At 70.8% G+C, this 25,006-nt stretch carries 27 protein-coding genes; 9 read left to right on the top strand and 18 right to left on the bottom strand.

Annotated elements, in window-relative coordinates; all coding sequences use genetic code 11:
• Positions 1-15 precede the first annotated feature (15 nt).
• The 3 genes from MM440_RS15625 to MM440_RS15615 all read right to left on the bottom strand — a co-directional run bounded on the left by MM440_RS15625 (position 16) and on the right by MM440_RS15615 (position 3,520).
• Positions 16-1,209: a hypothetical protein gene (locus tag MM440_RS15625; RefSeq protein WP_241445739.1), complete on the bottom strand. Its 1,194-nt coding sequence runs from the start codon at positions 1,207-1,209 to the stop codon at positions 16-18.
• A 61-nt stretch (positions 1,210-1,270) separates the two neighbouring features.
• Entirely contained in the window at positions 1,271-1,825 is a 555-nt protein-coding gene (locus MM440_RS15620; RefSeq protein WP_241445737.1) for a serine O-acetyltransferase, read from the bottom strand.
• Between the two features lie 72 nt (positions 1,826-1,897).
• Complete coding sequence (locus MM440_RS15615) at positions 1,898-3,520, bottom strand: MATE family efflux transporter (RefSeq protein ID WP_241445715.1); 1,623 nt, start codon at positions 3,518-3,520, stop codon at positions 1,898-1,900.
• 259 nt (positions 3,521-3,779) lie between these two features.
• Between MM440_RS15615 and MM440_RS17445 the strand changes: the two genes are divergently transcribed.
• From MM440_RS17445 to MM440_RS15595, 4 genes are all read left to right on the top strand, one after another.
• The gene (locus MM440_RS17445; protein ID WP_241445713.1) at positions 3,780-5,018 is read left to right on the top strand and encodes a WecB/TagA/CpsF family glycosyltransferase; all 1,239 of its coding nucleotides are present in this window, start codon (positions 3,780-3,782) and stop codon (positions 5,016-5,018) included.
• A complete protein-coding gene (locus MM440_RS15605) occupies positions 5,015-6,031 on the top strand; it encodes a glycosyltransferase family 2 protein (protein ID WP_241445704.1) in 1,017 nt (338 codons plus the stop codon). The genes MM440_RS17445 and MM440_RS15605 overlap by 4 nt, the downstream gene beginning before the upstream one ends.
• Positions 6,024-6,902: a glycosyltransferase family 2 protein gene (locus tag MM440_RS15600; RefSeq protein ID WP_241445702.1), complete on the top strand. Its 879-nt coding sequence runs from the start codon at positions 6,024-6,026 to the stop codon at positions 6,900-6,902. The genes MM440_RS15605 and MM440_RS15600 overlap by 8 nt, the downstream gene beginning before the upstream one ends.
• An 82-nt stretch (positions 6,903-6,984) precedes the next feature.
• Positions 6,985-8,295: a glycosyltransferase family 4 protein gene (locus MM440_RS15595; RefSeq protein WP_241445700.1), complete on the top strand. Its 1,311-nt coding sequence runs from the start codon at positions 6,985-6,987 to the stop codon at positions 8,293-8,295.
• A 111-nt stretch (positions 8,296-8,406) separates the two neighbouring features.
• On the opposite strand, the gene atpD is transcribed toward MM440_RS15595, so the two are convergent.
• The 14 genes from atpD to rpmE all read right to left on the bottom strand — a co-directional run bounded on the left by atpD (position 8,407) and on the right by rpmE (position 20,304).
• On the bottom strand, positions 8,407-9,867 hold the full coding sequence (atpD, locus tag MM440_RS15590; RefSeq protein ID WP_241445698.1) for a F0F1 ATP synthase subunit beta: 1,461 nt from the start codon (positions 9,865-9,867) through the stop codon (positions 8,407-8,409).
• Positions 9,868-9,890: 23 nt separating this feature from the next.
• On the bottom strand, positions 9,891-10,820 hold the full coding sequence (locus MM440_RS15585; protein WP_241445696.1) for a F0F1 ATP synthase subunit gamma: 930 nt from the start codon (positions 10,818-10,820) through the stop codon (positions 9,891-9,893).
• 77 nt (positions 10,821-10,897) lie between these two features.
• The gene (gene atpA, locus MM440_RS15580; protein WP_241445694.1) at positions 10,898-12,532 is read right to left on the bottom strand and encodes a F0F1 ATP synthase subunit alpha; all 1,635 of its coding nucleotides are present in this window, start codon (positions 12,530-12,532) and stop codon (positions 10,898-10,900) included.
• Between the two features lie 68 nt (positions 12,533-12,600).
• Entirely contained in the window at positions 12,601-13,413 is an 813-nt protein-coding gene (locus MM440_RS15575; protein ID WP_241445692.1) for a F0F1 ATP synthase subunit delta, read from the bottom strand.
• Positions 13,413-14,015, bottom strand: coding sequence for a F0F1 ATP synthase subunit B (locus tag MM440_RS15570; protein WP_420914180.1), 603 nt, complete (start codon positions 14,013-14,015; stop codon positions 13,413-13,415). The genes MM440_RS15575 and MM440_RS15570 overlap by 1 nt, the downstream gene beginning before the upstream one ends.
• A 47-nt stretch (positions 14,016-14,062) precedes the next feature.
• Positions 14,063-14,269, bottom strand: a complete 207-nt coding sequence (gene atpE / locus MM440_RS15565; RefSeq protein ID WP_241445691.1) for an ATP synthase F0 subunit C — start codon at positions 14,267-14,269, stop codon at positions 14,063-14,065.
• Positions 14,270-14,399: 130 nt separating this feature from the next.
• Positions 14,400-15,212 (bottom strand): F0F1 ATP synthase subunit A, encoded by an 813-nt coding sequence (gene atpB / locus MM440_RS15560; RefSeq protein ID WP_241445682.1) that lies wholly within the window; start codon positions 15,210-15,212, stop codon positions 14,400-14,402.
• A 76-nt stretch (positions 15,213-15,288) separates the two neighbouring features.
• The gene (locus MM440_RS15555; RefSeq protein ID WP_241445680.1) at positions 15,289-15,540 is read right to left on the bottom strand and encodes an AtpZ/AtpI family protein; all 252 of its coding nucleotides are present in this window, start codon (positions 15,538-15,540) and stop codon (positions 15,289-15,291) included.
• Entirely contained in the window at positions 15,537-16,013 is a 477-nt protein-coding gene (locus MM440_RS15550) for a hypothetical protein (RefSeq protein ID WP_241445678.1), read from the bottom strand. The genes MM440_RS15555 and MM440_RS15550 overlap by 4 nt, the downstream gene beginning before the upstream one ends.
• Positions 16,014-16,045: 32 nt before the next feature.
• Positions 16,046-17,191 (bottom strand): MraY family glycosyltransferase, encoded by a 1,146-nt coding sequence (locus MM440_RS15545; protein WP_241445676.1) that lies wholly within the window; start codon positions 17,189-17,191, stop codon positions 16,046-16,048.
• A gap of 9 nt (positions 17,192-17,200) precedes the next feature.
• The gene (locus MM440_RS15540; RefSeq protein WP_241445674.1) at positions 17,201-17,866 is read right to left on the bottom strand and encodes an L-threonylcarbamoyladenylate synthase; all 666 of its coding nucleotides are present in this window, start codon (positions 17,864-17,866) and stop codon (positions 17,201-17,203) included.
• Between the two features lie 85 nt (positions 17,867-17,951).
• On the bottom strand, positions 17,952-18,902 hold the full coding sequence (prmC, locus tag MM440_RS15535; protein ID WP_241445672.1) for a peptide chain release factor N(5)-glutamine methyltransferase: 951 nt from the start codon (positions 18,900-18,902) through the stop codon (positions 17,952-17,954).
• A gap of 5 nt (positions 18,903-18,907) precedes the next feature.
• Entirely contained in the window at positions 18,908-20,011 is a 1,104-nt protein-coding gene (prfA, locus tag MM440_RS15530; RefSeq protein WP_241445670.1) for a peptide chain release factor 1, read from the bottom strand.
• A gap of 77 nt (positions 20,012-20,088) precedes the next feature.
• Entirely contained in the window at positions 20,089-20,304 is a 216-nt protein-coding gene (gene rpmE, locus MM440_RS15525; protein ID WP_241445661.1) for a 50S ribosomal protein L31, read from the bottom strand.
• A 395-nt stretch (positions 20,305-20,699) separates the two neighbouring features.
• On the opposite strand from rpmE, the gene MM440_RS15520 reads away from it, so the two are divergent.
• From MM440_RS15520 to MM440_RS15500, 5 genes are all read left to right on the top strand, one after another.
• Positions 20,700-22,022, top strand: coding sequence for an inorganic phosphate transporter (locus MM440_RS15520; protein ID WP_241445659.1), 1,323 nt, complete (start codon positions 20,700-20,702; stop codon positions 22,020-22,022).
• On the top strand, positions 22,019-22,318 hold the full coding sequence (locus tag MM440_RS15515; RefSeq protein WP_241445657.1) for a hypothetical protein: 300 nt from the start codon (positions 22,019-22,021) through the stop codon (positions 22,316-22,318). Before MM440_RS15520 ends, MM440_RS15515 begins: the two co-directional genes overlap by 4 nt.
• A 7-nt stretch (positions 22,319-22,325) precedes the next feature.
• The gene (locus MM440_RS15510; RefSeq protein ID WP_241445655.1) at positions 22,326-22,694 is read left to right on the top strand and encodes a DUF3349 domain-containing protein; all 369 of its coding nucleotides are present in this window, start codon (positions 22,326-22,328) and stop codon (positions 22,692-22,694) included.
• A 42-nt stretch (positions 22,695-22,736) separates the two neighbouring features.
• Entirely contained in the window at positions 22,737-23,027 is a 291-nt protein-coding gene (locus tag MM440_RS15505; protein WP_241445889.1) for a DUF3349 domain-containing protein, read from the top strand.
• 166 nt (positions 23,028-23,193) lie between these two features.
• Positions 23,194-24,012: a transglutaminase-like domain-containing protein gene (locus MM440_RS15500; RefSeq protein ID WP_241445652.1), complete on the top strand. Its 819-nt coding sequence runs from the start codon at positions 23,194-23,196 to the stop codon at positions 24,010-24,012.
• Here the strand turns inward: MM440_RS15500 and MM440_RS15495 are convergent.
• Entirely contained in the window at positions 24,003-24,947 is a 945-nt protein-coding gene (locus tag MM440_RS15495) for a beta-1,6-N-acetylglucosaminyltransferase (RefSeq protein ID WP_241445651.1), read from the bottom strand. The genes MM440_RS15500 and MM440_RS15495 overlap by 10 nt on opposite strands.
• Positions 24,948-25,006 lie beyond the last annotated feature (59 nt).

Genomic DNA, 25,006 nt, shown 5'->3' with positions numbered 1-25,006 from the left:
CAGGGCACCGTGCGGCTACGGCTTGCCGTAGTCCTGCTGGAGCACCTGGAGCTTGTCCCACGGGAAGCCTTCGAGCTGCTTGTAGTTGGGCACCGCGCCCAGGATCGGCTTCCACGGGTCGCTGCCGGTCTCCTTCTGCACGCGGGTGCCGCTCTCGGCGATGACCGCGACGGCGCCGGCGGTGTCGACCACGATGAAGCCGTACTTCTGGGCGGCCCGCGCGACGGCCTTGCCGAGCGGCGTCAGCTTCAGCGTGTCGACGTTGACCGATGGGTCCAGGCGCAGTCGCGCCCCCTCGGGGATCGCGTTGGGGCTGCGGTCGTTGCCGTCCGAGCGGTTGGCGGGGTACCACACCCGCTGCCAGTCGCCCGGGGCGATGAGGTTCAGCGCCATGGCGTGCTCGATCTTGCCGGCCTGGGCCTCGCTCAGCGTGATCATCGAGCCGATCGTCGCCAGCCCCGACGCGCTCGCGCCGAACGGCATCTGGAACTGCCCGGCGCTCTTGGACGCCTGATCGATCCGGCCGCCCCAGCACGCCTCCCACTGCTTGGGGTTGGCCTTCTGCTTGCGCAGCACCCACAGCTCCCACACCTGGTCGGTGTCCGGGGAGTAGATCGACAGGGTCGAGTCGGTCCCGGTGGCCGGGATGGCGTTCTCGGGGATCGGGACGTTCTGGAAGTACTTGGGTCCGTTGAACAGGCCGTCCGGCGTGTACTTCTTGTTCTGGCAGTCGTAGAACGCGATGTTGACCTTCGGGGTGCTCGCGTCGACGACGTAGTAGCTCGGGTTGTAGTGGTAGGCGTTCAGCGCCACCATCCCGCCGTAGTTGGGCGTGATCTGGCCCTGCAGGTTCTTGATGAAGCCCGGCGAGTTCTGGTGCACCGGCGCCTTGCTCACGTCGAGCGTGAACACGTTGGTCTGCGGGTTCCACAACCGGCTCGGGGCGGTGCCCTGGTCGAGCGGCCCGGAGGCGCCTGGGGTTGCGCTGCTCGCGCTGCTCGCGCTCGGCGACGGGCCGGCGGTGGAGGTCGGGCCGGCCGTGCCCCCCAGATCGTCGTCCCGGGTGCAGGCGTACGCGCTCGCTCCCACGAGACCCACGATCGCCAGGCCGGCGACCCAGGGGAACCAGGGCGGCGGCTTGACCGTGGTAGGTGCGGGGTCGTGCTGGTCGTCGTGCTGCTGGTCGTGCGGCTGGTGCTGATCGGTCATGTGCGCTGTCCCCCAGGTGCTGATCGATCGGTGGGTGCTGGTGCGTGGTGAGTGGAACGGGTCAGTGCTCGATCACCCGTGGCTCCCCTACCCGCACGGCCGGGACGCCGGTGTAGGTGCAGTGCCCCTCGGTGTCCTTGGTGAGCACCGCGTTGGCCCCGACCCGGGTGCCGTCGGCGACGTGGATCGGACCGAGGATCTTGGCGCCGGCGCCGATGAACACCCCATCCCCGAGGGTGGCAGCCGACCGGTCGTCGCGGACGCCGATGGTCACCTGGTGATAGATGGAGGCGCGGTCCCCGATGCGGGTCGTGTAGTAGTGCAGGATCACCCCGCGGCCACCGTGCGCCAGCTGCAGACCCGGGCCGGCCACCACCTGGGTGGGCAGCTCGGCGCCGATGATGCCGCGGGTCCAGATGACGTCAGCGACCTGGACGACCCGGCGGGCCGCGAAGGCCGCGAGACCGGGCCGGCCGTTGAGGCACTGCCCCAGCCGCCAGATGGTCAAGGTGACCCGCTGGATCGGGAACGGGTTGCGGGGGAAGTCGGCACGAAGCAGCGCACGGGCCTCGGCGAGCGCCTCGCTCACCGATCCGGTGCGGGTCACGTCGGTCATGGGTCCTTCTGCGGGGGTCGGGGACGGGTCTACGAATGTCGTGGTGTGGGGCGCACCGGGCCGGTGAGCCGCTCAGCCTCCTCGGACCCGGGCGATCACGCGGCGGATCTCGGCGGGACCGAAGGTGAGGAGGGCGTACGCGACGACGGCGGGGAGGGCCCCGAGGGCGCAGGTCACCAGACCGAGCGCCCCATGAGGAACGACTGGGCCGACCAGATGGTTCGCGCCCCACACGCCGACGGCCGAGACGGCCGCGGCGACGAGCGCCGGCAGCACCGGGACGTCCTGCAGCGGCAGGCGCACGGTGAGCTCGAGCTCGCGGCGCACCACCCAGCACAGGTAGCAGGTGGCGAGGAACGCGGCGATGGCCGTGGCGACGACCGAGCCGACGACACCGAACGGGATGATGAGCGCGATGGTGAGGGTGAGGTTCAGGACCAGCCCGGCGATGCCGTAGCGCAGCTCCAGGTCGGAGCGACCGAGCACGAGGCACCAGATCACCAGGACGACCGCGAGCAGCTGGAACAGGCCGGCCACGAGGAGCGCCGCGGTGACCGTGCCGGGCAGCGGGCGACCCATGTTGAGCCACGCCTGGACGCCGAAGTAGGCCGCCGGTGCGCCGATGGCCACCCAGCCGGTGACGGCCTTGACCCACAGCCGCTGTACCCGCTCGAACTCCGGCAGGGCGCCGGCCTCGCCGCGCGCCCCGACCTCGCGGCCGAGCAGCGACTGGATCGGCGTGAAGGCGTTCATCGGCATCATCCGCAGCTGCTGCGCGAAGGTCGCACCGGGACCGAAGTAGGCCGTGTCCATCGGCCGTAGCCGGCCGACGATCAAGGTGTCGCCGTAGACCGCGGTCAGCTCGAGCAGGCTGGAGAACTGGACCTTCCACGCGTATCGGAAGAAGTCGGCGAAGGTCGCCTTGTCGACGAACCGCACGCCGGAGCGGGTGAGGTGCTTGAGCGGCGCGACGAGCAGCAGCACGGTCGCCACCGCCTGCTGCACGAGCAGGGTGTAGGCGACCCCGCGCAGGCCGTGGCCACCCTCGATGGTCCAGATCAACCCCACGGTGTAGACCGCGTGGCCGAGGAGCATGGTCAGGCTCGTGAACGCGAAGCGCTGCTGGGCGTAGAGCACGAAGGCGAACAGCCCGCGCAGCTGACCGACGGCCACGATGACGACCAGGGCGCGCAGCAGGAAGATGGCGCCGCTCGGGTCGGCGTCGGTGACCTCACCGAAGAAGTCGACGATCGCCGGGGCGAGCAGCCAGGCGACGACGAACAGCACGGTCGCCGACGCGGCGATCAGCGTGGCCAGCGAGGTGAGCAGCCGCGTCGTCGCGACCTTGTCGTCCCGCCCGGCGTAGAGCGTGAAGTAGCGGTGCGCGCTCGGGCCGATGCCGCCGTCGATCGCGGCGAGGAAGTACTGCACCGTCGACACCAGGATGAAGATGGCGTAGATCGGCAGGCCCAGCCCGTGCATGATGTAGGGCGTCAGGACCAGGTTGATCACCAGCGGCGCGAGCTGAGCGAGCGACTGCCAGCTGGCTCCGGTGAGCAGGGTGCGCAGGCGCCCCCCGGCGGACGGCATGCCGTCCACGGGATCCCCCTCGAAGAAGGTCTCGCCCTCCTCCTGCTCCGCGGCCGGGCCCTGGAGGTCGGGTCCCGGGGGCGGGGTCGTGGATGAAGGTGTCACGTGGCGTCAGGCTCCCGGTCGTGGTGAAGATTCGGTGGGTGGACGGGCACGTCACTGGGCACACGTCAGGTAGGTGGTCGCCTTCGATCGTATCCGCAGATCCCCCTGCCGCGGGGGGACCTCCCGGTAAGATCTCCCTGAACCCGTGGCTTGTCACACTCAGTGACCGGCCGACTGCTGGGGGGCCAGTGGGCGGCAGCCGGGACAACACAGAAGGGCAAAGATCCTGGACAAGCAGGTCGCTTCCGCACTCCTCGTCGTGCTCTCGCCGGTGTGGGTGCCCCGCGCCGTCTACGGGCTGGCGCGCACCGGTCGGGTGTTCGAGCACGGCGAGGTCGTCGGGCCCGACGGCCGGCCGTTCACGCTGCGCACGTTCAGCGGGGACGCCCCGGGCGGCCAGTTCGCGCAGCTGCTGTCGGTGGCCGCCGGCGACATGCGATTCGTCGGACCCGAGCCGCAGCCGCGCCCGGCCGCCGTCATCTCGCCGGCGCCTGACCAGACGACGGTCGCCGACGGCTCTACCGACCGCCCGTCGACCCGTCCGTCGACGAACCAGGCCGGGCTGTTCTCCCAGGAGCGCGCCCGTCAGGACCTCGGCATCACGCACGTCGTCGACCCCATCGACGAGGACCGCTCGCTGCGGGCGGCCGCCAAGCTGGCGGCCAAGGCCGGGATCACCTACCTCGTGACCGGCGGCCACACCGGCGGCGGGCTCGACGCCCCGCGCGCGTTCAGCCTGCTCGGGGTGCGGATCGACAACGACACCATGTCGCAGGCCATCGACTTCATCGTCGAGCACGCGCTGGACCCGGCCGTGCGCGACCGGCCGGACCCGCGGCGCTATGCCGGCGAGGGACGCTGGCTGGCGGCCTTCGTCAACCCGGGGTGCCTCAACATCGCGTGCGAGGACGAGGCCTACCGCTCGGCGCTCAACGACATGGCGCGGGTGTGGCCCGACGGCGTGGGCGTGCGCATCGCCGCCACCCGGCACGGGCACGCCGTCCGTGAGAACGTCAACGGCACCGACCTGTTCCCGCTGCTGTGCGCCCGCGCGGCGAAGGAGGGGCTGTCGCTGTTCCTGCTCGGCGCCCGGCCCGGGATCGCTCAGGCGAGCGCCGAGATCATGGTGGCCGACCACCCGGGCCTGAAGATCGCCGGGACCCAGCACGGCTACTTCACCGAGGCCGAGACCGACCAGGTGATCGAGCGGATCAACGCCAGCGGCGCCGACGTCCTGCTCGTCGCGATGGGCGTCCCGCAGCAGGAGGCCTGGCTCACCGCACACCACGACCAGCTGACCGTGCCGGTGCGCTTCGGCGTCGGCGCGTTGTTCGACATCACCTCTGGCACCATCCCGCGCGCACCGCTGTTCCTGCGCGAGGTCGGCCTGGAGTGGGTGTGGCGGCTGCTGAAGGAGCCGCGCCGGATGTGGCGGCGCTACGTGCTCGGCAACCCGCTGTTCCTCTACCGCACCTGGAAGGCAACGGAGAAGTCGTGACCGCTGAGTCCCCCAAGGCTGAGTCCCCCACCGCTCAGTCCCCCACCGCTGAGCCCCTGGTCAGCATCATCATCCCGGCCTACCAGGCCGAGAGCTACCTGGGTGCGGCGATCAGCTCCGCGCTCACCCAGACCTACCCCAACATCGAGGTCGTCGTCACCGACGACGGTGCGACCGACCGCACCGCCGCCATCGCGGCGGCCTACGGCGACCTGGTCCGAGTCGTCACCCAGCCCAACCGCGGGCTGCCGGCGGCCCGCAACGCCGCGATCGCCGCGGCCACGGGCGACTACATCCTCACGCTGGACGCCGACGACCTGGCGCTGCCGCCGATGGTCGCCGACGCCATGGCTGTCCTCGCGGCAGACGGCAGCGGGCGCCGGTTCGTCACCTCCGACGGCTACCTGATGACCTCCGCCGGCATCACGCCCGGGCGCACCGTGCTGCCGAGTGGCTACCCGGCCGACGACCAGCAGCGCGCGCAGATCCTCGAGTTCAACTTCGTCGCCGTGTTCAGCCTGTTCCCGAAGGCCATGTGGGTCGAGCTCGGCGGCTACGACGAGTCGATGCGCGTCTGCGAGGACTACGACTTCTGGGCGCGGGCGATCTACAGCGGCTGGCGGGTGAGCTTCCAGAAGAAGCCGCACGCGCTCTACCGGCGCACGTCGGGGTCGCTGTCCACCCAGCACGAGCGGATGTACTCCGGTGAGCAGCTGGTGCTCCAGCACGTGCTCGACGGCTTCGGCGACACGCTCACCGACGACGAGCGCAGCTATCTGCAGCTGCGGCTCGCCTGCGGCTCCACCCAGCAGGCGCTCAACGCCGGCGACGCCGCGCTGCGCGCCGGTGACGCGTCGGCCGCCGCCGAGCACTTCGCGCTCGCTGCCCGGTTGAACCCGAGCAACCGGCGAATCGCGTTGAAGGCCAAGGCGCTTCGCTTCCAGCCGGCGGCTCGGCTCTACGCCAGCCGACTGCAGCGCGCGGACCACGAGATGGGGCGCACCAATGTCTGACCCGACCGAGTTCGCGGCCTCCGTCGTCATCCCGGCGCACGACGAGGAGCGGGTCATCGGCCGTTGCCTCGAGTCGTTGGCCTCCTCCACCGAGCGCCCGTTGCAGGTCGTCGTGGCCGCCAACGGGTGCTCCGACCGCACCGTGGAGGTCGCCCGCTCCTACGCCGACCGGCTGCCCGGTCTGGTCGTCCTCGACCTCGCCACCCCGGGCAAGGCCAACGCCCTCAACGAGGGCGACGCAGCCGCCACGGCCTTCCCCCGGCTGTTCCTCGACGCCGACATCGTCCTCGACCCCGGCGCCCTCGACCAGCTCGTGGACGCCTTGTCGACCGACGCCCCACGCGCCGCGTCCCCGCACGTGCGCTTCGTGACGTCCGACAGCGACCCTGTCGTGCGCGCCTACTACGCCTGCTTCCGCGAGCTGCCCTACGTCAAGGAGGGCCTCGTCGGGCTCGGCATCTACGGCCTGTCGCAGGCGGGTCGCGCCCGGTTCGACCGCTTCCCCGACCTCAACGCCGACGACCTGTTCATCCAGCGCCTGTTCGAGCAGAGCGAGCGGATCATCGTGCCCGGCACCTTCGCCGTGCAGGCGCCCCGCACGGCGGCCGACCTGCTCAAGGTCCGGGTCCGCATCGCCAAGGGCAACGCCGAGGTAGCCCGGGTGGCCGCCGCCGGTGAGCTCCCCGGCTCCGACGCCCACGACTTCACGGCGAGCACGGGGTCTACGGTGTCCGCGCTCGGTGGGCTCGTGCGCCGTCGACCCACGCTGGTGCCCGCGGCGATCGCCTACCTCGGCGTGACGGTCGCCGCGCGGCTCAAGGCGCGCCGCGCCGACACCACCACCTGGGAGCGGGACGCCTCCACGCGGTGAGGCTTCTCCCCCACCAGCCCCACCAGTCTCGGACCAGCCCCGACCTGCCCGACCAGTCCCCCAGAGGAAGCCGCTACCAGCCATGACGAGTCCCGCCCTTGCCCCGAGCGACGTCGACGGCACCGCCCCGAGCGGGCCGCTGCGGGTGGCCTACCTGGTCAGCCAGTACCCCAAGCTGTCGCACACCTTCATCGAGCGCGAGGTGCACGCGCTGCGTGAGCGCGGGGTCGAGGTGGACACGTTCACCATCAGCACCTGCCCCGAGAGCGAACTGCGCTCGGCCGCCATGCGCGCCGACGCCGCCACCACGACGCCGATCAAGGACGCGCCGCGGGCGGAGATCCTCGCCGCGCACCGCGCCCTGGCGGCGCGCGAGCCGCGCGCCTACGCCAAGGTCCTCGCCCAGGCGCTGCGCAGCGGCGAGCTGACCGCCCGGTCGCGGCTGTGGCAGGGCTTCTACTTCGCCGAGGCCGTCGTGCTGCACCACTACATGGAGCAGCGGGGGCTGCGGCACGTCCACGTGCACTTCGCCAACGTCTCGGCCGATGTCGCGCGGCTGACCGTCGCCCTCGGGCGGCTGCTGGACGGACCGGACGCCGGGTGGGCCTGGTCGATGACCATGCACGGCCCCACCGAGTTCGAGCGGGTCGAGAAGGTCGACCTGGCCGCGAAGGTCCGATCTGCCGACGGCATCTCCGCCATCTCCGACTTCTGCCGCAGCCAGCTGATGCGCTTGGTCGACCCGGTCGAGTGGCCCAAGATGTCGATCGTCCACATGACCGTCGACACCGACCGCTTCGTGCCCCCGGCCGACCAGCGCGCCGGGCGTGACGGCGAGCCGCTGCGGGTGCTCTACGTGGGTCGGCTGGTGCCCGAGAAGGGCGGCCCGGTGCTGCTCGACGCGGTTCGCGAACTGCAGGCGCGCGGCGTCGCGGTCGACGTGCGGTTCATCGGCGCCGGCGAGCTCGCGGCCACCCTGACCCACCAGATCGAGGCCGACCAGCTGGCCTCGTCGGTCACCCTGCTCGGGCCGGTCGGCCAGGACGACATCCTGGACTGGTACCACTGGGCCGACGTGTTCGTGCTGCCGTCCTTCCAGGAGGGCCTGCCCGTCGTCCTGATGGAGGCGCTCGCCACCGAGCTGCCGGTCGTCACCACCCGCATCGCCGGCGTGGCCGAGCTGGTCGAGGACGGGGCCATGGGCCACGTGGTCAACGCCGGGCGGGCCGACCTGCTCGCCGACGCGCTGGTCGACCTCGCGCAGGACCCGGACCGCCGCCGTGCCATGGGTGCGGCCGGCCGGCGCGCCGTCGAGGCGGGCTTCACGCCCGGCCTCGAGGCCGCGGCGATGGAGACCTTCCTGCGCGAGGTGCAGGAGCGCGCTGCCCGCTGACCGACCCAGCCACAACGACGAAGGCCGCCACCCGATCGGGTGGCGGCCTTCGCGCTCTGGTCCGGTGGTCCGGCGGCGCCGACCGAGGCCGGCGCCGCCGTCAGCGGCGCGTCAGAGGGACTTCTGGATCTCGGCCCACTGGCGCTCGACGTCGTCGAGGCCACCGCACATGAAGAAGGCCTGCTCGGCGACGTGGTCGTACTCGCCGTCGGCGATCTTGGTGAACGCCTCGATGCTGTCGGCCAGCGGGACCGTCGAACCCTCGATGCCGGTGAACTGCTTGGCGACGTAGGTGTTCTGGGACAGGAACCGCTGGATGCGACGAGCGCGGTTGACGAGGATCTTGTCCTCCTCGGAGAGCTCGTCCATGCCGAGGATCGCGATGATGTCCTGCAGCTCCTTGTTGCGCTGCAGGATCCCCTTGACGCGGACCGCGGTGTCGTAGTGGTCCTGGGAGATGTAGCGCGGGTCCAGGATGCGCGACGTCGAGGTCAGCGGGTCCACGGCCGGGTAGATGCCCATCGACGCGATGTCACGCGAGAGCTCGGTGGTGGCGTCGAGGTGGGCGAACGTCGTGGCCGGGGCCGGGTCGGTGTAGTCGTCGGCCGGCACGTAGATCGCCTGCATCGAGGTGATCGAGTGACCGCGGGTCGAGGTGATCCGCTCCTGGAGCACACCCATCTCGTCGGCCAGCGTCGGCTGGTAGCCAACGGCGGACGGCATGCGACCGAGCAGGGTCGACACCTCGGAACCGGCCTGGGTGAAGCGGAAGATGTTGTCGATGAAGAGCAGCACGTCCTGCTTCTGCACATCGCGGAAGTACTCGGCCATGGTCAGCGCCGAGAGGGCGACGCGCAGGCGGGTGCCCGGCGGCTCGTCCATCTGACCGAACACGAGCGCGGTCTGGCCGAGGACGCCGGCCTCCTCCATCTCGACCATCAGGTCGTTGCCCTCACGGGTGCGCTCGCCGACGCCGGCGAACACCGAGACACCACCGTGGTCGCGCGCGACTCGGGCGATCATCTCCTGGATGAGGACGGTCTTGCCGACACCGGCACCGCCGAACAGGCCGATCTTTCCACCCTGGACGTAGGGGGTCAGCAGGTCGATGACCTTGATGCCCGTCTCGAACATCTGGGTCTTGGACTCGAGCTGGTCGAACTCCGGCGCCTTGCGGTGGATGCCCCAGCGCTCGTTGACCTCGAGCCGCTCGCCCGGCTCGAGGTTGAGGCACTCGCCGGTGGCGTTGAAGACGTGGCCGAGGGTCGCGTCGCCGACGGGCACGGTGATCGGGCCGCCGGTGTCGCGCACGACAGCGCCGCGGACCAGGCCGTCGGTCGGCTGCAGCGAGATGGCGCGGACCATGTCCTCGCCGACGTGCTGGGCGACCTCGAGGTTCAGCGTCTTGGTCTCACCGTCGAGCTCGACGTCGACGTGCAGCAGGTTGTAGATGTGCGGCATCGAGTCCGCGGGGAACTCGATGTCGACGACGGGGCCGACCGAGCGCGCGATGCGCCCGACGCCGCCCCCAGAGGGCGCGTCCTTCGTGTGCTCGAGAGTGCTGGTGCTCATGGTGCGTGTCTCCTCTGGACGGCTTACTTGGCGTCGGCGAGGGCGTTGGCGCCGCCCACGATTTCGCTGATCTCTTGGGTGATCTCGGCCTGGCGAGCCTGGTTCGCCAGCCGGGTGTAGGTCTTGATGAGCTCCTCGGCGTTGTCCGTCGCCGACTTCATCGCCCGCTGACGTGCGGCGAGCTCGGAGGCCGCCGCGCCGAGCAGGCAGGTGTAGATGCGGGACGCGACGTACTGCGGGAGCAGCTGGTCCAGGACCGTGTCGGCGTCCGGCTCGAAGCTGTAGAGCGGCTGCAGCTCACCCTCGTCGCGTTGCTCGACGAAACCCTCGTCGACCTCGACGCGGGCGCCCTTCTCGACGACCTCGAGGGGCAGCAGCCGCAGGTCGCGCGCCTCCTGGGTGACCATGCTGCGGAACCGCGTGTAGACCACGTGGACCTGGCTCAGGCCGCCCTCCTCGTCGGGGGTGAGGAAGTCCGCGATCACTCGGTCGGCGATCTCGCGGGCGTTCTCCGGCTTCGGGGAGTCCGAGAAGCCCTCCCACGACGCGGCGAAGTCCCGGTCGCGGAACTTGAACCAGCTGATCGCCTTGCGACCGACCAGGTAGGGCACGACCTCCTTGCCCTCACCCCGCAGCCGCTCCATCAGCTCGTTGGCCGCCTTCAGCGCGGACGCCGAGTAGGCGCCGGCCAGGCCACGGTCGCTCGTGACGATCACCACGCCGGCACGGGTGCCGGCGTCAGCGGAACGGGTCAGCGGGTGCTCCTCGGAGGAGTACGTCGCCGCCGCCGACACCGCGTGCGTGAGCGCGTGCGTGTAGGGGGCGGAGGCCAGCACTCGCTCGCGCGCCTTCACGACGCGCGAGGCCGCGATGAGCTCCATCGCCTTGGTGATCTTCTTGGTCGCCGTGACGGACCGGATGCGCTGGCGGTAGACCCGCATCTGCCCACCCATGTGTTTCCGCCTCTCTTCGTCTGCTCGTGCCTGGAAGGGACCGCCGTCCCCGGCCGGGTGGCCGGGGACGAGCGGACCTAGTGCTTCTCGATCTGCGCGCGGTCGCTGCTGGACTCGGGGAGCTCGCCGAACTCCTCGTGACCGGCGTGGACGCCGGCGTGCGGCGTGCCGGAGCGGAACTGCGACGAGAACGCGTCCATCGCGTCGGCCATGGCCGCGCGGCTGGCGTCGTCGAGCTTCTTGGTCTCGCGGATCCCGTCGAGGATGCCGGGGCGCTCACGGCGCACGAAGTCCAAGAACTCGCTCTCGAAGCGACGCACGTCCTCGACGGCGACCTCGTCCAGCTTGCCGGAGGTGCCGGCCCACACGACCAGGACCTGCTCCTCGACCGGCATCGGCGAGGCCTGCGGCTGCTTGAGCAGCTCGACCAGGCGCGCACCACGAGCCAGCTGCTGGCGCGAGGCGGGGTCGAGGTCGGAGGCGAACATGGCGAACGCCTCCATGGCGCGGAACTGCGCGAGGTCCACCTTCAGACGACCGGAGACGTCCTTCATCGCCTTGATCTGGGCGGCGCCACCGACGCGGGACACCGAGATGCCCACGTCGACGGCCGGGCGCACGTTGGCGTTGAACAGGTCACCCTGCAGGTAGATCTGTCCGTCGGTGATCGAGATGACGTTGGTCGGGATGTAGGCCGAGACGTCACCCGCCTTGGTCTCGATGATCGGCAGACCCGTCATGGAGCCGGCGCCGAGGTCGTCCGAGAGCTTGGCGCAACGCTCGAGCAGCCGCGAGTGCAGGTAGAACACGTCACCCGGGTAGGCCTCGCGGCCCGGCGGGCGGCGCAGCAGCAGCGACACGGCGCGGTAGGCCTCGGCCTGCTTGGACAGGTCGTCGAACACGATGAGGACGTGCTTGCCCTGGTACATCCAGTGCTGGCCGATGGCCGAGCCGGTGTAGGGGGCGAGGTACTTGAAGCCGGCCGCATCGGACGCGGGGGCCGCGACGATCGTCGTGTAGTCGAGCGCGCCGGCCTCCTCGAGGGTGCCGCGGACCGACGCGATGGTCGAGCCCTTCTGGCCGATCGCGACGTAGATGCAGCGCACCTGCTTGTCGGGGTCGCCGGAGTCCCAGTTGGCCTTCTGGTTGATGATCGTGTCGACCGCGACCGTGGTCTTGCCGGTCTGGCGGTCACCGATGATCAGCTGACGCTGACCACGACCGATCGGGATCATCGAGTCGATCGCCTTGATGCCGGTCTGCAGCGGCTCGTGGACCGACTTGCGCTGGACGACCGTCGGCGCCTGGAGCTCGAGCGCGCGGCGGGCGTCGGCGCGGATCTCGCCGAGACCGTCGATCGGCTGGCCGAGCGGGTTGACCACGCGGCCGAGGAAGGCGTCGCCGACGGGGACGGAGAGCACCTCGCCGGTGCGCTTGACCTGCTGGCCCTCCTCGATCCCGGCGAAGTCACCGAGGATGACGACACCGATGTCGTGCACGTCGAGGTTCAGCGCCAGGCCGAGGGTGCCGTCCTCGAACTCGAGCAGCTCGTTCGTCATGCACGAGGGCAGGCCCTCGACGTGGGCGATGCCGTCTCCGGCGTCCGCCACGATGCCGACCTCTTCGCGGGTGGCCGCACCGGGCTCGTATGACTGAACGAAGTGGTCCAGGGCGTCCCGGATCTCCTCCGGACGGATCGAAAGCTCCGTCATTGTGTATCTCTCCTCATGTGGTCCGGCGGACCGGAAGTGCGTCCTGTGGATGATCGGATGACGGCGGGCTAGGCGCCAAAGTGCCGTCGTGCGCTGTCGAGCTTGCTCGAGATGGTGCCGTCGATGACGTCGTAGCAGACCTGCACCCGGATGCCGCCGACCACCGCGGGGTCCACGACGACCTTCAGCTGGACGGGCCGGCCGTAGATCGAGCCGAGGGCTGCGGCGAGCCGGTCGTGCCGGGCCTGGTCCAGCTCGGTGGCGACGGTGACGACCGCAGCCAGCTGGGAGCGCCGCCGGGCGGCCACGTCGAGGATGTCCTCGAGCGCCGGGCCGAACCGACGGCCCCGCGGGTTGAGGACGACCTGGCGGAGCAGCCGAGCGGTCTCGGGGTGCACCCGGTCGCCCAGCAGCTGGTCGACGATCGACAGCTTGCGGTCGACCGGGAGCGCCGGGTCGCCGAGGGCGTCCCGCAGCTCGGGGTTCGCGGCGACGGTGCGCTCGAAGCGGAACAGCTGCTCCTCGACGTCGTCGGCGCGCCCGGCGGCGTCCGCCATGGCGACCTGGGCCTCGACGGCGGCCTCGTTGAGCGCCGTCGCGAGGTCCCGCTCGTGCGACCAGCGCGAGCCGACCGCCGCGGTCACGACACCGAGCGCCGCGTCACCGATCTTGCCGCGCAGCAGCCGGTCGGCGATGCCGCGACGAGTGTCGGCCTCACGGGTGGGGTCGGCCAGCGCCCGACGCACGGTGACGTTGCTGTCGAGCAGCGCGACCACGTTGAACAGGTCGTCCGACAGCTGCCTCCAGTCCGCCCCGGAGTCCAGGGCGGCCTGCAGCGAGCGACGGGTCTCGGCCTGCGCGGTGCGGGACTGGCCCTGCATCAGCGCTCGTCCCCGCTCGCGGACCGGGGCGTGATCGCACCGGACTCGAGCTCGGCGAGGAAGCGGTCGACGATGCCCTTCTGCCGGGTCTCCTCGTGCAGGGACTCGCCCACGATGCGGCTCGCCAGGTCGATCGACAGGCGGCCGACCTCCGAGCGCAGCGACACCGACGCCTGCTGGCGGTCGGCCTCGATCTGCCGGTGCGCGCTCTCGATGATGCGCGACGCCTCGGCGCCGGCCTGAGCACGCATCTCGGCGATGATCGCCGCACCCTGCTCCTTGGCCTCCTCGCGGATCCGCGCGGCCTCGTCGCGCGCGTCCTCGAGCTGGGCCTCGTAGCGGGCCTTGGCCTCGTTGGCCTCGCGCTGGGCCTCCTCGGCCTGACTCATGCCACCTTCGATGGCCGCCTTGCGGGCCTGGTAGGCCTGCTCCAGCCGCGGCGAGACGTACTTCGCCACGACGAACCACAAGAGCCCGAAGATGATCAGGCTCCAGATGAACTCCGGCATGTGCGGGATGATCGGGTTGCCGTGCGCCGACTCCTCCTCCCCTGCTGCCGGGAGGCCGACGGCGACAGCGGCCACGCTGTTGACGAGTTGCACGCGTTACTCCTTCGCTCGGACGATCTCGCTCGGTGCGACCGAGGTCGTTATCGGGCGAGGAAGAACAGGACGAAGCCGAGGATCGCGAGCGCCTCGGCGACGGCGAAGCCGAAGATGGCCTGCGGGCGAAGGAGGCCGGCGGCCTCGGGCTGGCGAGCGATGCCGTTGAGCAGCGCAGCGAAGATGAGGCCGATGCCGATGCCAGGGCCGATGCAGGCGAGGCCGTAGCCGATGATCGCGATGGAGCCAGTCATGGTCGATTTCTTCCTTCTGATAGATGTCCCGGGCCAAGGGCCGACCCGGTCGTTCAGGGGTGTGTTCAGTTGTGGGACAGAAAGGTTCGGGTGACAGCACGCGGCGGGCTCGGGGTCGCCGAGCGTCCGCTCAGTGCTCGTCGGCCACGGCGCCACCGAAGTAGGAGGCGGCCAGCATGGTGAAGACGTAGGCCTGGATCGCCTGGATCAGGAACTCGAGCAGCTGCATCAGGAAGGTCATCACCCAGCCACCGACCGAGGCGGCCATCAGGCCGATACTGCCCGACAGCATCATGTAGGTGCTACCGAGGATGAACACGCCCATCAGCATGTGGCCGGCGAACATGTTGCCGAAGAGTCGCAGGCACAGCGTGAGCGGGCGGACCAGGAAGAAGGTGCTCAGCTCGAGGATGAAGATCATCGGGACCATGGCCTTGGGCAGGCCGGGCGGGACCATGGACTTGAAGTAGCCACCGAGCCCGTGCTTCTGGATGCCCACGGCGTGGTAGATCACGTAGACGATGAGCACCAGGGCCATCGGGAAGCCGATGCGCGACATGATCGGGAAGTTCGCGAGCGGCAGCGAGCCGAACAGGTTGCTCAGCAGGATGAAGACGAACAGGGCGAACAGCAGCGGCGTGAACCGCATGAAGTCCTTGCTGCCGATCATGTCCCGCGAGATGCCGTTGCGGACGAAGTCGTAGATCTGCTCGGTCATCCACTGCGCCTTGCTCGGGACTACCGCAGCCTTGCGCGTGGTGGAGAGCAGCCAGACCGCCAGGATGACGAACGCGACCAGCGCGAGCACCATCGAGCGGGTGATCTCGACCCCCAGCAGCGTGCCGACCGGCTGGTAGAACTCAGCGGGCGCCGGCGGTTCGAAGCTTCCACCGTCCTCGGTCGCGAACGAGGGGGCCAGCGCCAGGGCGGCGGTGAAACTCACGTGCGTCTCCTCAATGAGGTCTGCTGATCAGGGTCAAGGATAAGGGCTTTCACAGGTGGGACCCGACGCTGTCTCCTCATCGGGACCTACCGTACCGGAACCACACCAGGTAGAGCGCTACGGCCATGCCGAACAACGCGCCGATCGCGACCCCGTAGGAGGTGTCGGCGACCTCGTCGATCGCCCAGCCGATGGCGCCGAAGGTGATGGGGCCGGCCAGCAGGTAGGCGGTGACGTCGGTGGCCGTCGACTGGGCGAGCGAGTGCGCCGATCGCGGCGTCTCCTTCGGAGCGTCCGGCGAAGGGGTGGTCCCCTCGTGGTCGGTCACGTCTCCTCCTTCGCCTGCGTCGTCGGTGCGCGCCGGTCGTGCGCCCCATCCTGGCCCGCCTGGTCGCGGTCCGCATCCTCCCGCTCGCGCTCCAGGTCGTAGACCTGGTGCCGACCGCGCAGCCACCCGGCGGTCAGCCCGCCCTGCCAGGCGAGCGTCGCCGCCACGGCGGCGACCGCCACCGGGCCCTCTCGGACCCACGGCGCGTCCCGGGCGAGCACCAGGACCAGCATCAAGATGCCGAGCTGGGTGCCGTAGACCAGGAGCGCACCGATCAGACTGAGCCCACCGTCGAACTTGACCACCTCGCGGACGCCGAGGAAGCCGACGGTGAAGAAGCCGGCCACGAGGACGACCGCGAAGACGGCCGAGCCCGCACCGGCCGGGCCGTCCGCCAGCCAGCCCCCGAGGGCGGCGAGCGGAAGCAGCAGGCCGGTCGGGACGAGCGCCCCGCGCAGCATCGCCTCGGTCACAGGACGGCTCGAACGGCCGCTTGTGAAAACTATCACAAAGTCTCCTGGGAACGCGACCCCAGTCGGCTGAACGTCAGCAGGCTGGCGAGCAGGACGCCACCGCCGATGGCCGCGAGCGGCCACCAGTCGTCGACGACCGCGAGGCCGAGCGCGCCGAACGAGACGATCGAGGCCCACAGATACATGAGCAGCACGGCGACCGGGTGCGGGTGACCCATCCGCAGCAGCCGGTGGTGCAGGTGGTGGGCGTCGGGGTGCCACGGGCGGCGCCCGGCACGGGTGCGCCGCACCACGGCGAGCACGACGTCGAGCAGCGGGAGCGACAAGATCGCGAGCGGGAGACCGATGGGCACCCATGCGAACGCCTGACCCGAGCCGCCACCACCCTGGTCGACCTGGCTCGGGTCGATGCTCGTCATCGAGATGGTCGCGGCCGAGAGCAGCAGGCCGAGCAGCAGCGCGCCGCTGTCACCCATGAACAGCCGGGCAGGATAGAAGTTGTGCGGCAGGAAGCCGATGCAGCAGCCCGCGAGGGCGGCGCAGATGAAGGTCGCCGACGAGAACACGTTGGGCGGGTTGTAGGACCGGGACAGCAGGTAGGCGTAGGCGAAGAAGGTGAGCGCGGCGATGCCGACGATGCCGGCGGCCAGCCCGTCGAGGCCGTCGACGAAGTTCACCGCGTTGGTCGACACCACCACGATGATGATGGTGAGCGCGATCAGCACCGAGAGCGGCAGCACGGTCTGCTCGCCGAAGATGGGCAGGCTGAGCAGCTGGACTCCCTGGTAGGCCATGATCCCCGCCGCCAGGAACTGACCGGCGAGCTTGGTGAGCCAGTCGAGCTCGCGCATGTCGTCGATGGCGCCGACCAGGCAGACCAGGGTCGCTCCGACGGCGACACCCATGATCCGGCCGTCGGACATGATGCTCTGGGCAGCGACGCCGGACCCCGACGGGAGGTAGCCGCCGAGGTAGGGCAGCCGCGACGCCGCGAGCACCGCGGCCAGGAACCCGAGCAGGATGGCCACTCCCCCGAGCCGCGGGATCGGCACCACGTGCACGTCCCTGTCCCGCACCGCCGTCATCGCACCGACCCGGATCGCGAACGCCCGCACCAGCGGGGTGGTCGCGAAGGTGGTCGCCGCAGCGATGACGAAGATGAACAGGTACTCGCGCAACGCCCGACCTCAGGTCTCGAGGTCCTCGTCGGTGCCGAGCGCCAGGTCGCCGAGCACCCGCTGCAGGTCCTCCTCGGCGATCGCGCCGGCGCGCAGCACCCGCGGCACGTCCTGGGTGCAGTCGACGATGGTCGAGGCCAGCCCCCCGACGGACGGCCCGCCGTCGAGGTAGACCGCGACGGCGTCGCCCAGCTGCTCCTGCGCCTGCTCGATGGTCACCGCAGCCGGCTCACCCGAGCGGTTGGCGCTGGTCACGGCCATCGGACCGACCTCGGTGAGGACGGCGAGCGCGATCTCGTCCTGCGGGATGCGCAGCGCGACGGTGCCGTTGGTCTCGCCGAGGTCCCACATCAGCGACGGCTGCGCGAGCAGCACGAGCGTGAGCGGGCCCGGCCAGAACTGCTCCATCAGGTCGCGCGCGTAGGTGGGCACGGACGTCGCCAGCCCGTCGACCGTGCGTGCGGACGGGATCAGCACCGGCGGCGGCATGTCGCGGTCGCGGCCCTTGGCCGCCAGCGTGCGGGTCACTGCCTCGGGACTGAAGGCGTCGGCGCCGATGCCGTAGACCGTGTCGGTCGGCAGCACCACCACCTCGCCGGCGCGGACCGCGGCGACCGCGGCGGCCACCCCGGCGGCGCGCCCCTCGGGACTCGTGCAGTCGATGCGCTCGCTCATGCCGGTCAGCCTAGTGGTCGGCACCGACAAGCCCTCGTCAGCCACGACGTCGGGCACCGCGTCAGCCAACACGTCGGCCACCGCGTCAGCCATGACGCCGGGCCAGGACGTAGCGCGGCCGCCCGGACAGGTCCAGCCGGTCCACGACGTCTCGCCAGGGGCCGGCGGCGGTCAGCCGGGCCACCAGGTCCGCCCCCTGGACGTCGGCGTGCTCCATCACGAGGAGCCCGCCCGGCCGCAGCAGGCGGGCCGCCTGGTCGGCCACCGCCATCGGGATCGCCAGGCCGTCGGCGCTGCCGCCGTAGAGCGCGAGCTCAGGGTCGTTGTCGCGCACCTCGGGGTCGCGCGGGACCATGCCCAGCGGGATGTAGGGCGGGTTGCTCACGACGACGTCGACGGCACCGAGGTGCGGTCGCAACGCCGCCAGCTCGGGGGTGGACCTCGGGTCGAGGGTGGCGTCGCCAAGCATCAACGTCACGTCAAGGTTGAGATGGCTGCGGTTGGTCTCGGCCCAGGTCAGCGCCTCGGGGGACAGCTCGACGGCCAGCACCTGGACCTGCGGGGCCTCGTCCTTCACCGCCAGCGGGATGGCACCGGACCCGGTGCAGAGGTCGACGACGACCGGAGCAGAACCGGCCGACCCGGCAGACCCGGCCGACTCCAGCAGCCCGGTCAGCTCATCCAGCACGGCCTGCACCACCTGCTCGGTCTCGGGGCGCGGGACGAAGACTCCCGGCCCGACCCGCAGCTCGAGCCGGCGGAACGCGGCGCGCCCGGTGAGGTGCTGCAGCGGCTCCCGCGCGACCCGGCGGGCGACCAGGGGCTCGAGCGCTGCAGCGGCAGGGTCCGGGAGCGGGGCGCCCAGGACGACCAAGCGCTCTACCTCGCCGTGCGGGACCTCGAGGACGTGGGCCAAAAGCGCGACCGCATCGAACCGCGGCGACGGGACCCCCGCGCTCGCGAGCCGGCCCGCGACGTCCTGGACCGCACCCCGGACCGTGGCCGACGCAGCGGTCGGCGAGGTCGGGGAGGTCACCGACGTCACTGACCGGCCACGGCGGCCAGCCGAGCGGCTTCATCGAGCTCCACGGCCGACTGCACCACGGGCTGCAGGTCGCCGCCGAGCACGTGGTCCAGGTTGTAGGCCTTGTAGCCCGTGCGGTGGTCGGCGATGCGGTTCTCGGGGAAGTTGTAGGTGCGGATCCGCTCGGACCGGTCGACCGTGCGGACCTGGGAGCGCCGGGCGTCCGACGCCGCAGCGGCCGCCTCGTCACGGGCCATCTGCAGCAGCCGGGCGCGCAGCACGCGCAGCGCCGACTCCTTGTTCTGCAGCTGGGACTTCTCGTTCTGGCAGGAGACGACGACGCCGGTCGGCAGGTGGGTGATCCGCACCGCCGAGTCCGTCGTGTTGACGCTCTGACCACCCGGCCCCGAGGAGCGGTAGACGTCGATCTTGAGGTCGGCGTCGTGCAGCTCAACCTCGGCGACATCCTCCACCTCGGGCATCACCAGCACGCCGGCGGCCGAGGTGTGGATGCGTCCCTGCGACTCGGTCACGGGGACGCGCTGCACGCGGTGCACCCCACCTTCGTACTTGAGCAGGGCCCAGGGCGCCTCGCCGGGGGCCGGGGTGCCCTTGCTCTTGACCGCCACCGAGACGTCCTTGTAGCCCCCGAGGTCGGACTCGGTAGCGTCCAGCAGCTCGGTGGACCAGCCACGCTGCTCGGCGTAGCGCAGATACATCCGGAGCAGGTCGCCCGCGAACAGCGCCGACTCCTCGCCGCCCTCGCCCGCCTTGATCTCCAGGATCACGTCGCGGTCGTCGTCGGGGTCACGGGGCACGAGCAGCACCCGCAGCCGCTCCAGCGCCTGGGTCAGCGCGGACTCGAGCGCCGGCACCTCGGCCGCGAACGCCGCGTCCTCGGCCGCCAGCTCGCGCGCCGCCTCGAGGTCACCCTGGGCCGCGACGGCGGTGCGGTAGGCCGCGACCGTGGGACCGAGCGCCGCGTAGCGCTTGTTGACCTTGCGGACCGCGTCCTGGTCGGCGTGGACCGCCGGGTCGGCGAGCTGCTGCTCGAGGTCGGCGTGCTCGGCGACGATCGCCTGCGCGCTGGCCAAGGTGGGGTGCTCGCTGCGGGTCGACATCGGGGCGGCCTCTCGGGGGATCACGGAACTACGAAGGCCGGCCCCGTCCTTGCGGACGGAACCGGCCTGCGGGGAAGCTACTTGGCGGCCTTCTTGCCGTAGCGGGCCTCGAAGCGGGCCACGCGACCACCGGTGTCGAGAATCTTCTGCTTGCCGGTGTAGAACGGGTGGCACTGCGAGCACACGTCGGCGTTGATCTTGCCGTTCGCGGCCGTGCTGCGGGTGGTGAACTGCGCGCCGCACGTGCACGTCACGAGCGTCTCGACGTACGTCGGGTGGATGTCCTTCTTCACTGCGACTCCTCGGTGGTCTCTGCGCCGGGTCGAGGTCTACGGGAGCTGCCCCCATAGGCAGGGCCCTCGCTCGTGAACCGGCAACCTCTCCATTGTGCCAGATGCGGCACCTCCCCTCCAACGCGCCGCCCCAGCCCCGCATTCCCCTGTCCTCGCGAGCAGCTGGGGGTCGAGCCGCCGAGTCCGAGCGTGCCCGATCGCCTCTGATTGCCTGCGCCAGTGCCGACCTACCACCGACCAGCGTGCTGCGCCTGCCCATTAGGCGGCGCCAACCGGACGTCCGAACGGAGAATGGGGCGCGTTTTGGGTGAACAACGCATGAACAACACCTCGTTCGGCCCTGAACGATCCGATCGCCTGTTCCGGGGGGCCCCTTCGTGCCCCACACTGTTGACGTGAGCTCTGAACTCCTCATCCTCGGCTTGACCGTCGTCACCGCCCTCGCCTTCGACTTCACCAACGGCTTCCACGACACCGGCAACGCGATGGCGACGTCCATCGCCACCGGTGCCCTGAAGCCGAAGACGGCAGTGGCGCTCTCCGCGGTCCTCAACCTCGTCGGCGCCTTCCTCTCCGTGGAGGTCGCCCTCACGGTGACCAACGCCGTGATCAAGATCCAGTCCAGCGACGGCGCCCCGATCCAGTCACTCATGGGCGCCCCGCTGCTGATGATCGTCCTCGCCGGCCTGATCGGCGGCATCCTCTGGAACCTCCTGACCTGGCTGCTCGGCCTGCCGTCCAGCTCCTCGCACGCCCTGTTCGGCGGCCTGATCGGCTCGACCATCGCGGCGGTCGGCATGAGCGGCGTCAACTGGTTCGGCGACGGCCACAAGCTCGGCGGGGTGATGGGCAAGGTCGTCATGCCCGCCCTGCTCTCCCCCGTCATCGCCTGCCTCATCGCGGCCGTCGGCACCTGGCTGATCTACCGGATCACCGAGGGCGTCAGCAAGCGCTTCACCGAGACCGGGTTCCGGTGGGGTCAGATCGGCTCCGCCTCGCTGGTCTCGTTGGCTCACGGCACCAACGACGCGCAGAAGACGATGGGTGTCATCACCCTCGCCCTGATCGCGTCGGGTCACCAGGGCGTCATGGACGGCGTGCCGCTGTGGGTCAAGTTCGCCTGCGCCCTCGCGATCGCCCTCGGCACCTACCTCGGCGGCTGGCGGATCATCCGCACGCTCGGCAAGGGTCTGGTCGAGATCTCCTCGCCCCAGGGCATGGCCGCCGAGTCGGCCTCCGCGGCCACCATCCTCGCCTCGAGCCACCTGGGCTTCGCGCTCTCGACGACGCACGTCGCCACCGGCTCGATCCTCGGCACCGGCCTCGGCCGCCGCGGCGCCGAGGTGCGCTGGGGCGTCGCCGCCCGCATGGTCGCCGCCTGGCTGATCACGCTGCCGCTGGCCGCGCTCGTCGGTGGCGTCACCTGGTGGATCGGTCACCTGCTCGGCGACACCGTCGGCCCGGTAGCCATCTTCGCGCTCCTCGTCGGGCTCTCGAGCTACATGTGGTTGCGCAGCAAGCACGACAAGATCGACCCCAACAACGTCAACGACGAGTGGACCGACATGCCGTCCGCCTCCAAGAACGCCGTGGCCAAGAAGTCCGTCACCGTCGGCGCGGCCGACACCACCGCGTCCACCGGCACCCCGCTCGGCAGCACGCCCACGGACACCACCTCGTTCCAGACCACCGAGTCCTCGAAGGAGGTCGCGCGATGAACAACGTCGCCCTCGCCCTCGACGCCGCCTGGAAGGTGCTCGCAGCCGGCCTGATCCTCGGCGCCGGGCTCCCCGCCCTCTTCGCGGTCGGCGTCCGCTCGATGGCCTACGGCTCCGGCGGCGACGCCGAGGTCGACCACCAGGCGCCGCACCCGATCGGCAAGCTCGTCGCGGTCGTCTGCTTCGCCGTGGTGCTCGCCGCCATCGCTCTCGGGATCACCTTCATCGTGGCGTCGGGCTTCGGCAAGGAGCTCAGCTTCGAGCACATCTACCCGATCCTCAAGGACAAGGGCTGATCCGGCCATGCCTACCACGTCGAGCCCGAGCAGCACCGAGCACGCCCCCACGCGCCAGAGCGTCGTGCAGCGGGTCCTCAGCTGGCTGCGCGCCGGCTACCCCCACGGTGTCCCGGGCGAGGACTACGTCGCCCTGCTGGGCATCCTCCACCGTCAGCTCACCGAGGACGAGATCATCCAGGTCGCGACCGCGCTGCGGCACGAGCGGTCCGAGGGTGAGCCGATCAGCGAGGACGACATCGCTTCGCGCATCCGCAGCCAGATCCTGCTCAAGCCGTCCCCCGAGGACGTCGCCCGGGTCAGCGCGCACCTCGCGGCCGCCGGCTGGCCGCTCGCGGACCCGGCTGCGTCCCCCGACAGCGACGGCAACCTCTAGCCCGAGCCCAACTCCTCGTGTGAAGGTTGACGCGTGAACATCATGTCCCGCATCGTCGGCTGGCTCCGGGCGGGCTACCCTCACGGGGTGCCCGACCAGGACTACCTGCCCATGCTGGCGCTGCTGCGTCGGCGGCTGACCGACGAGGAGGTCAAGCAGGTCGGCAAGGCGCTTCGACGAGCGCGGGTGATCCCAGCCGATAAGATCGACATCGGCGTGGGCATCACGAACGTCACCGACGAGCTGCCGTCCGAGACGGACATGAGGCGCGTCGCAGCCCGCCTGCAGAAGAAGGGCTGGCCTGTCGAGGAGTGGGAGACCAGCACCCAGTAGGTCCTCGACAGCACGCTGTCATCCTCCGCGACTGCGGTCCGGCTCGCCTCGGTGGCCGGACCGCATCGTCGTTGACCGACTCGTGCGCACCGCCCGCACCACCGCACCATCAGCACCGCCCGCAGTGCCGCGGCCCCCGACCGCCTCCCCACGAAGGAATCGCTCCATGCAGACCCGCACCCTCGACCTCGGGTGGACCTTCCGCTACCAGACCACCCAGCCCACCGCCGCGATCTTCATGACCACGCCGGAGAGCACCGAGCGGGTCCCGATCATCGGCGCCGAGCGCAGCAACGACCGTGACGTCGTCGAGCACGAGTACCGCGATCTCTACGGGAACCTCTGCCACCGCATGGTGCTCCCCACGGGCCAGACCACGATGACCTGGAAGGCGCAGGCGATCGTGCCCGACGAGCTGGACGAGGCCGACGAGACGGCCCAGGAGTCCCGCGCCGCCGACCTGCCGGACGACGTCCTGGTCTACACGCTGGCGAGCCGGTTCGTCCTCCCCGACGTGCTCGGGCACATCGCCTGGTCGCGGTTCGGTCAGCTGGAGCCGGGCTACCAGCGGGTGCAGGCGATCAGCGAGTGGGTGCACGACTACCTCACCTACACCACGGGATCCACGACCGCGATCTCGACGGCGGTCGACGCCTACAGCACCGGCCAAGGCGTGTGCCGCGACTTCACCCACCTGATGATCTCGCTGTGCCGCGCGCTCAACATCCCCGCGCGCTACGCCTGCGGCCTGCTCCCCGACATGGACGTGCCGCCGCTGCCCACCGCGATGGACTTCCACGCGTGGGTCCAGGTGTGGATCGGTGACCGGTGGTACGACTTCGACCCGCGTCACGGCGTGCGGCGCAAGGGTCGGGTCAAGATCGCCCACGGCCGCGACGCCGCCGACGTGGCGCTCGTGACGACCTACGGCGCCCCCTGGCTGCAGCTCATGACGGTCACCTGCCACGAGGCCGCTCAGGCCTGACGATCGACCTCGCCCTGCGTCGACGTCGTAGACCGTGCGGCGGCGTCCGCGGTCGCGATCAGCTCCGCGCTGGCGTCGGGGTCGACCTTGCGCACGAACACCGCGCCCGCGGCGACGGCGTCGGCGATCACCTGGGCGTCGACCGGGTCAGGACTCGGTAGACCGGACGCGAACGACGCGTGCGTGGTCGGCCGTGAGCGGACGCTCACCCGAGGGTCATCGCTCAGCACGGTCGGCACGAAGATCTCGTCGGGGATGCGGGTCGTGGAGAGGAAGTCGACCAGCGGGCCGCCCTGGGCCTGCGTGTCGAGCAGCACCTGGATCGCGTTGCGCGACAAGGTGACCCACTGGGACGCCTTGACGAAGGACCGCGCCTCGCCGGCCGGTCGACGGCGCCCGACGCACCAGATGCCCGCGTCGGTGTTGACCAGGACGAGCAGGCGCCGGCCGCTGAGCCGCCCGACCGCCAGGACACCGCGGTGGATCGCCGCGGCGGCCAGCGACCCGGGGAAGGTCCGGCTCCGCAGCACCCGCCAGGAGTGCGAGCCGATCGTGGGGTCTGCGGGCTCGTCCATCGCCACCCACGCGTCGTCGCCCTGGGCCGCGACCTCGCGCTCCCAGGCGGCGAGGTCCCGCACGGGATAGTCCGTCCCGGAGACGAGGACGACATGGTCTGGGTCGAACCGCTCGGTGGCCACCCGGAACGCCTCGAGCTCGGCCTCCACCATCGACCACGCGCCCCACGAGACGGGGATCTGGCTGCGCAGCAGGGACGCTCCGGCTGCGGCGGCCTGCTCGTCGGTGATCAGGTCGTCCACGTCGAAGCGCACCAGCACGTCGGCCGTCGGCGACAGCTCCCGGATGCGGCGGACGAGACGCAGCACGGCGTCGGGCCTGCTGTGACACATGACGACGTAGCAGACACGGTGACTCACGAATCCCCCTGGCTCGGTGTGGCCCACGGTGCAGGTGGCCGGAATGGCGTCGCCCGCGG

It is taken from the genome of Arsenicicoccus piscis, from assembly GCF_022568835.1.
Taxonomy (GTDB): domain Bacteria; phylum Actinomycetota; class Actinomycetes; order Actinomycetales; family Dermatophilaceae; genus Arsenicicoccus; species Arsenicicoccus piscis.
Note: the sequence above shows the minus strand (reverse complement) of the source record. Positions and strands in the feature narration are given on the sequence as shown.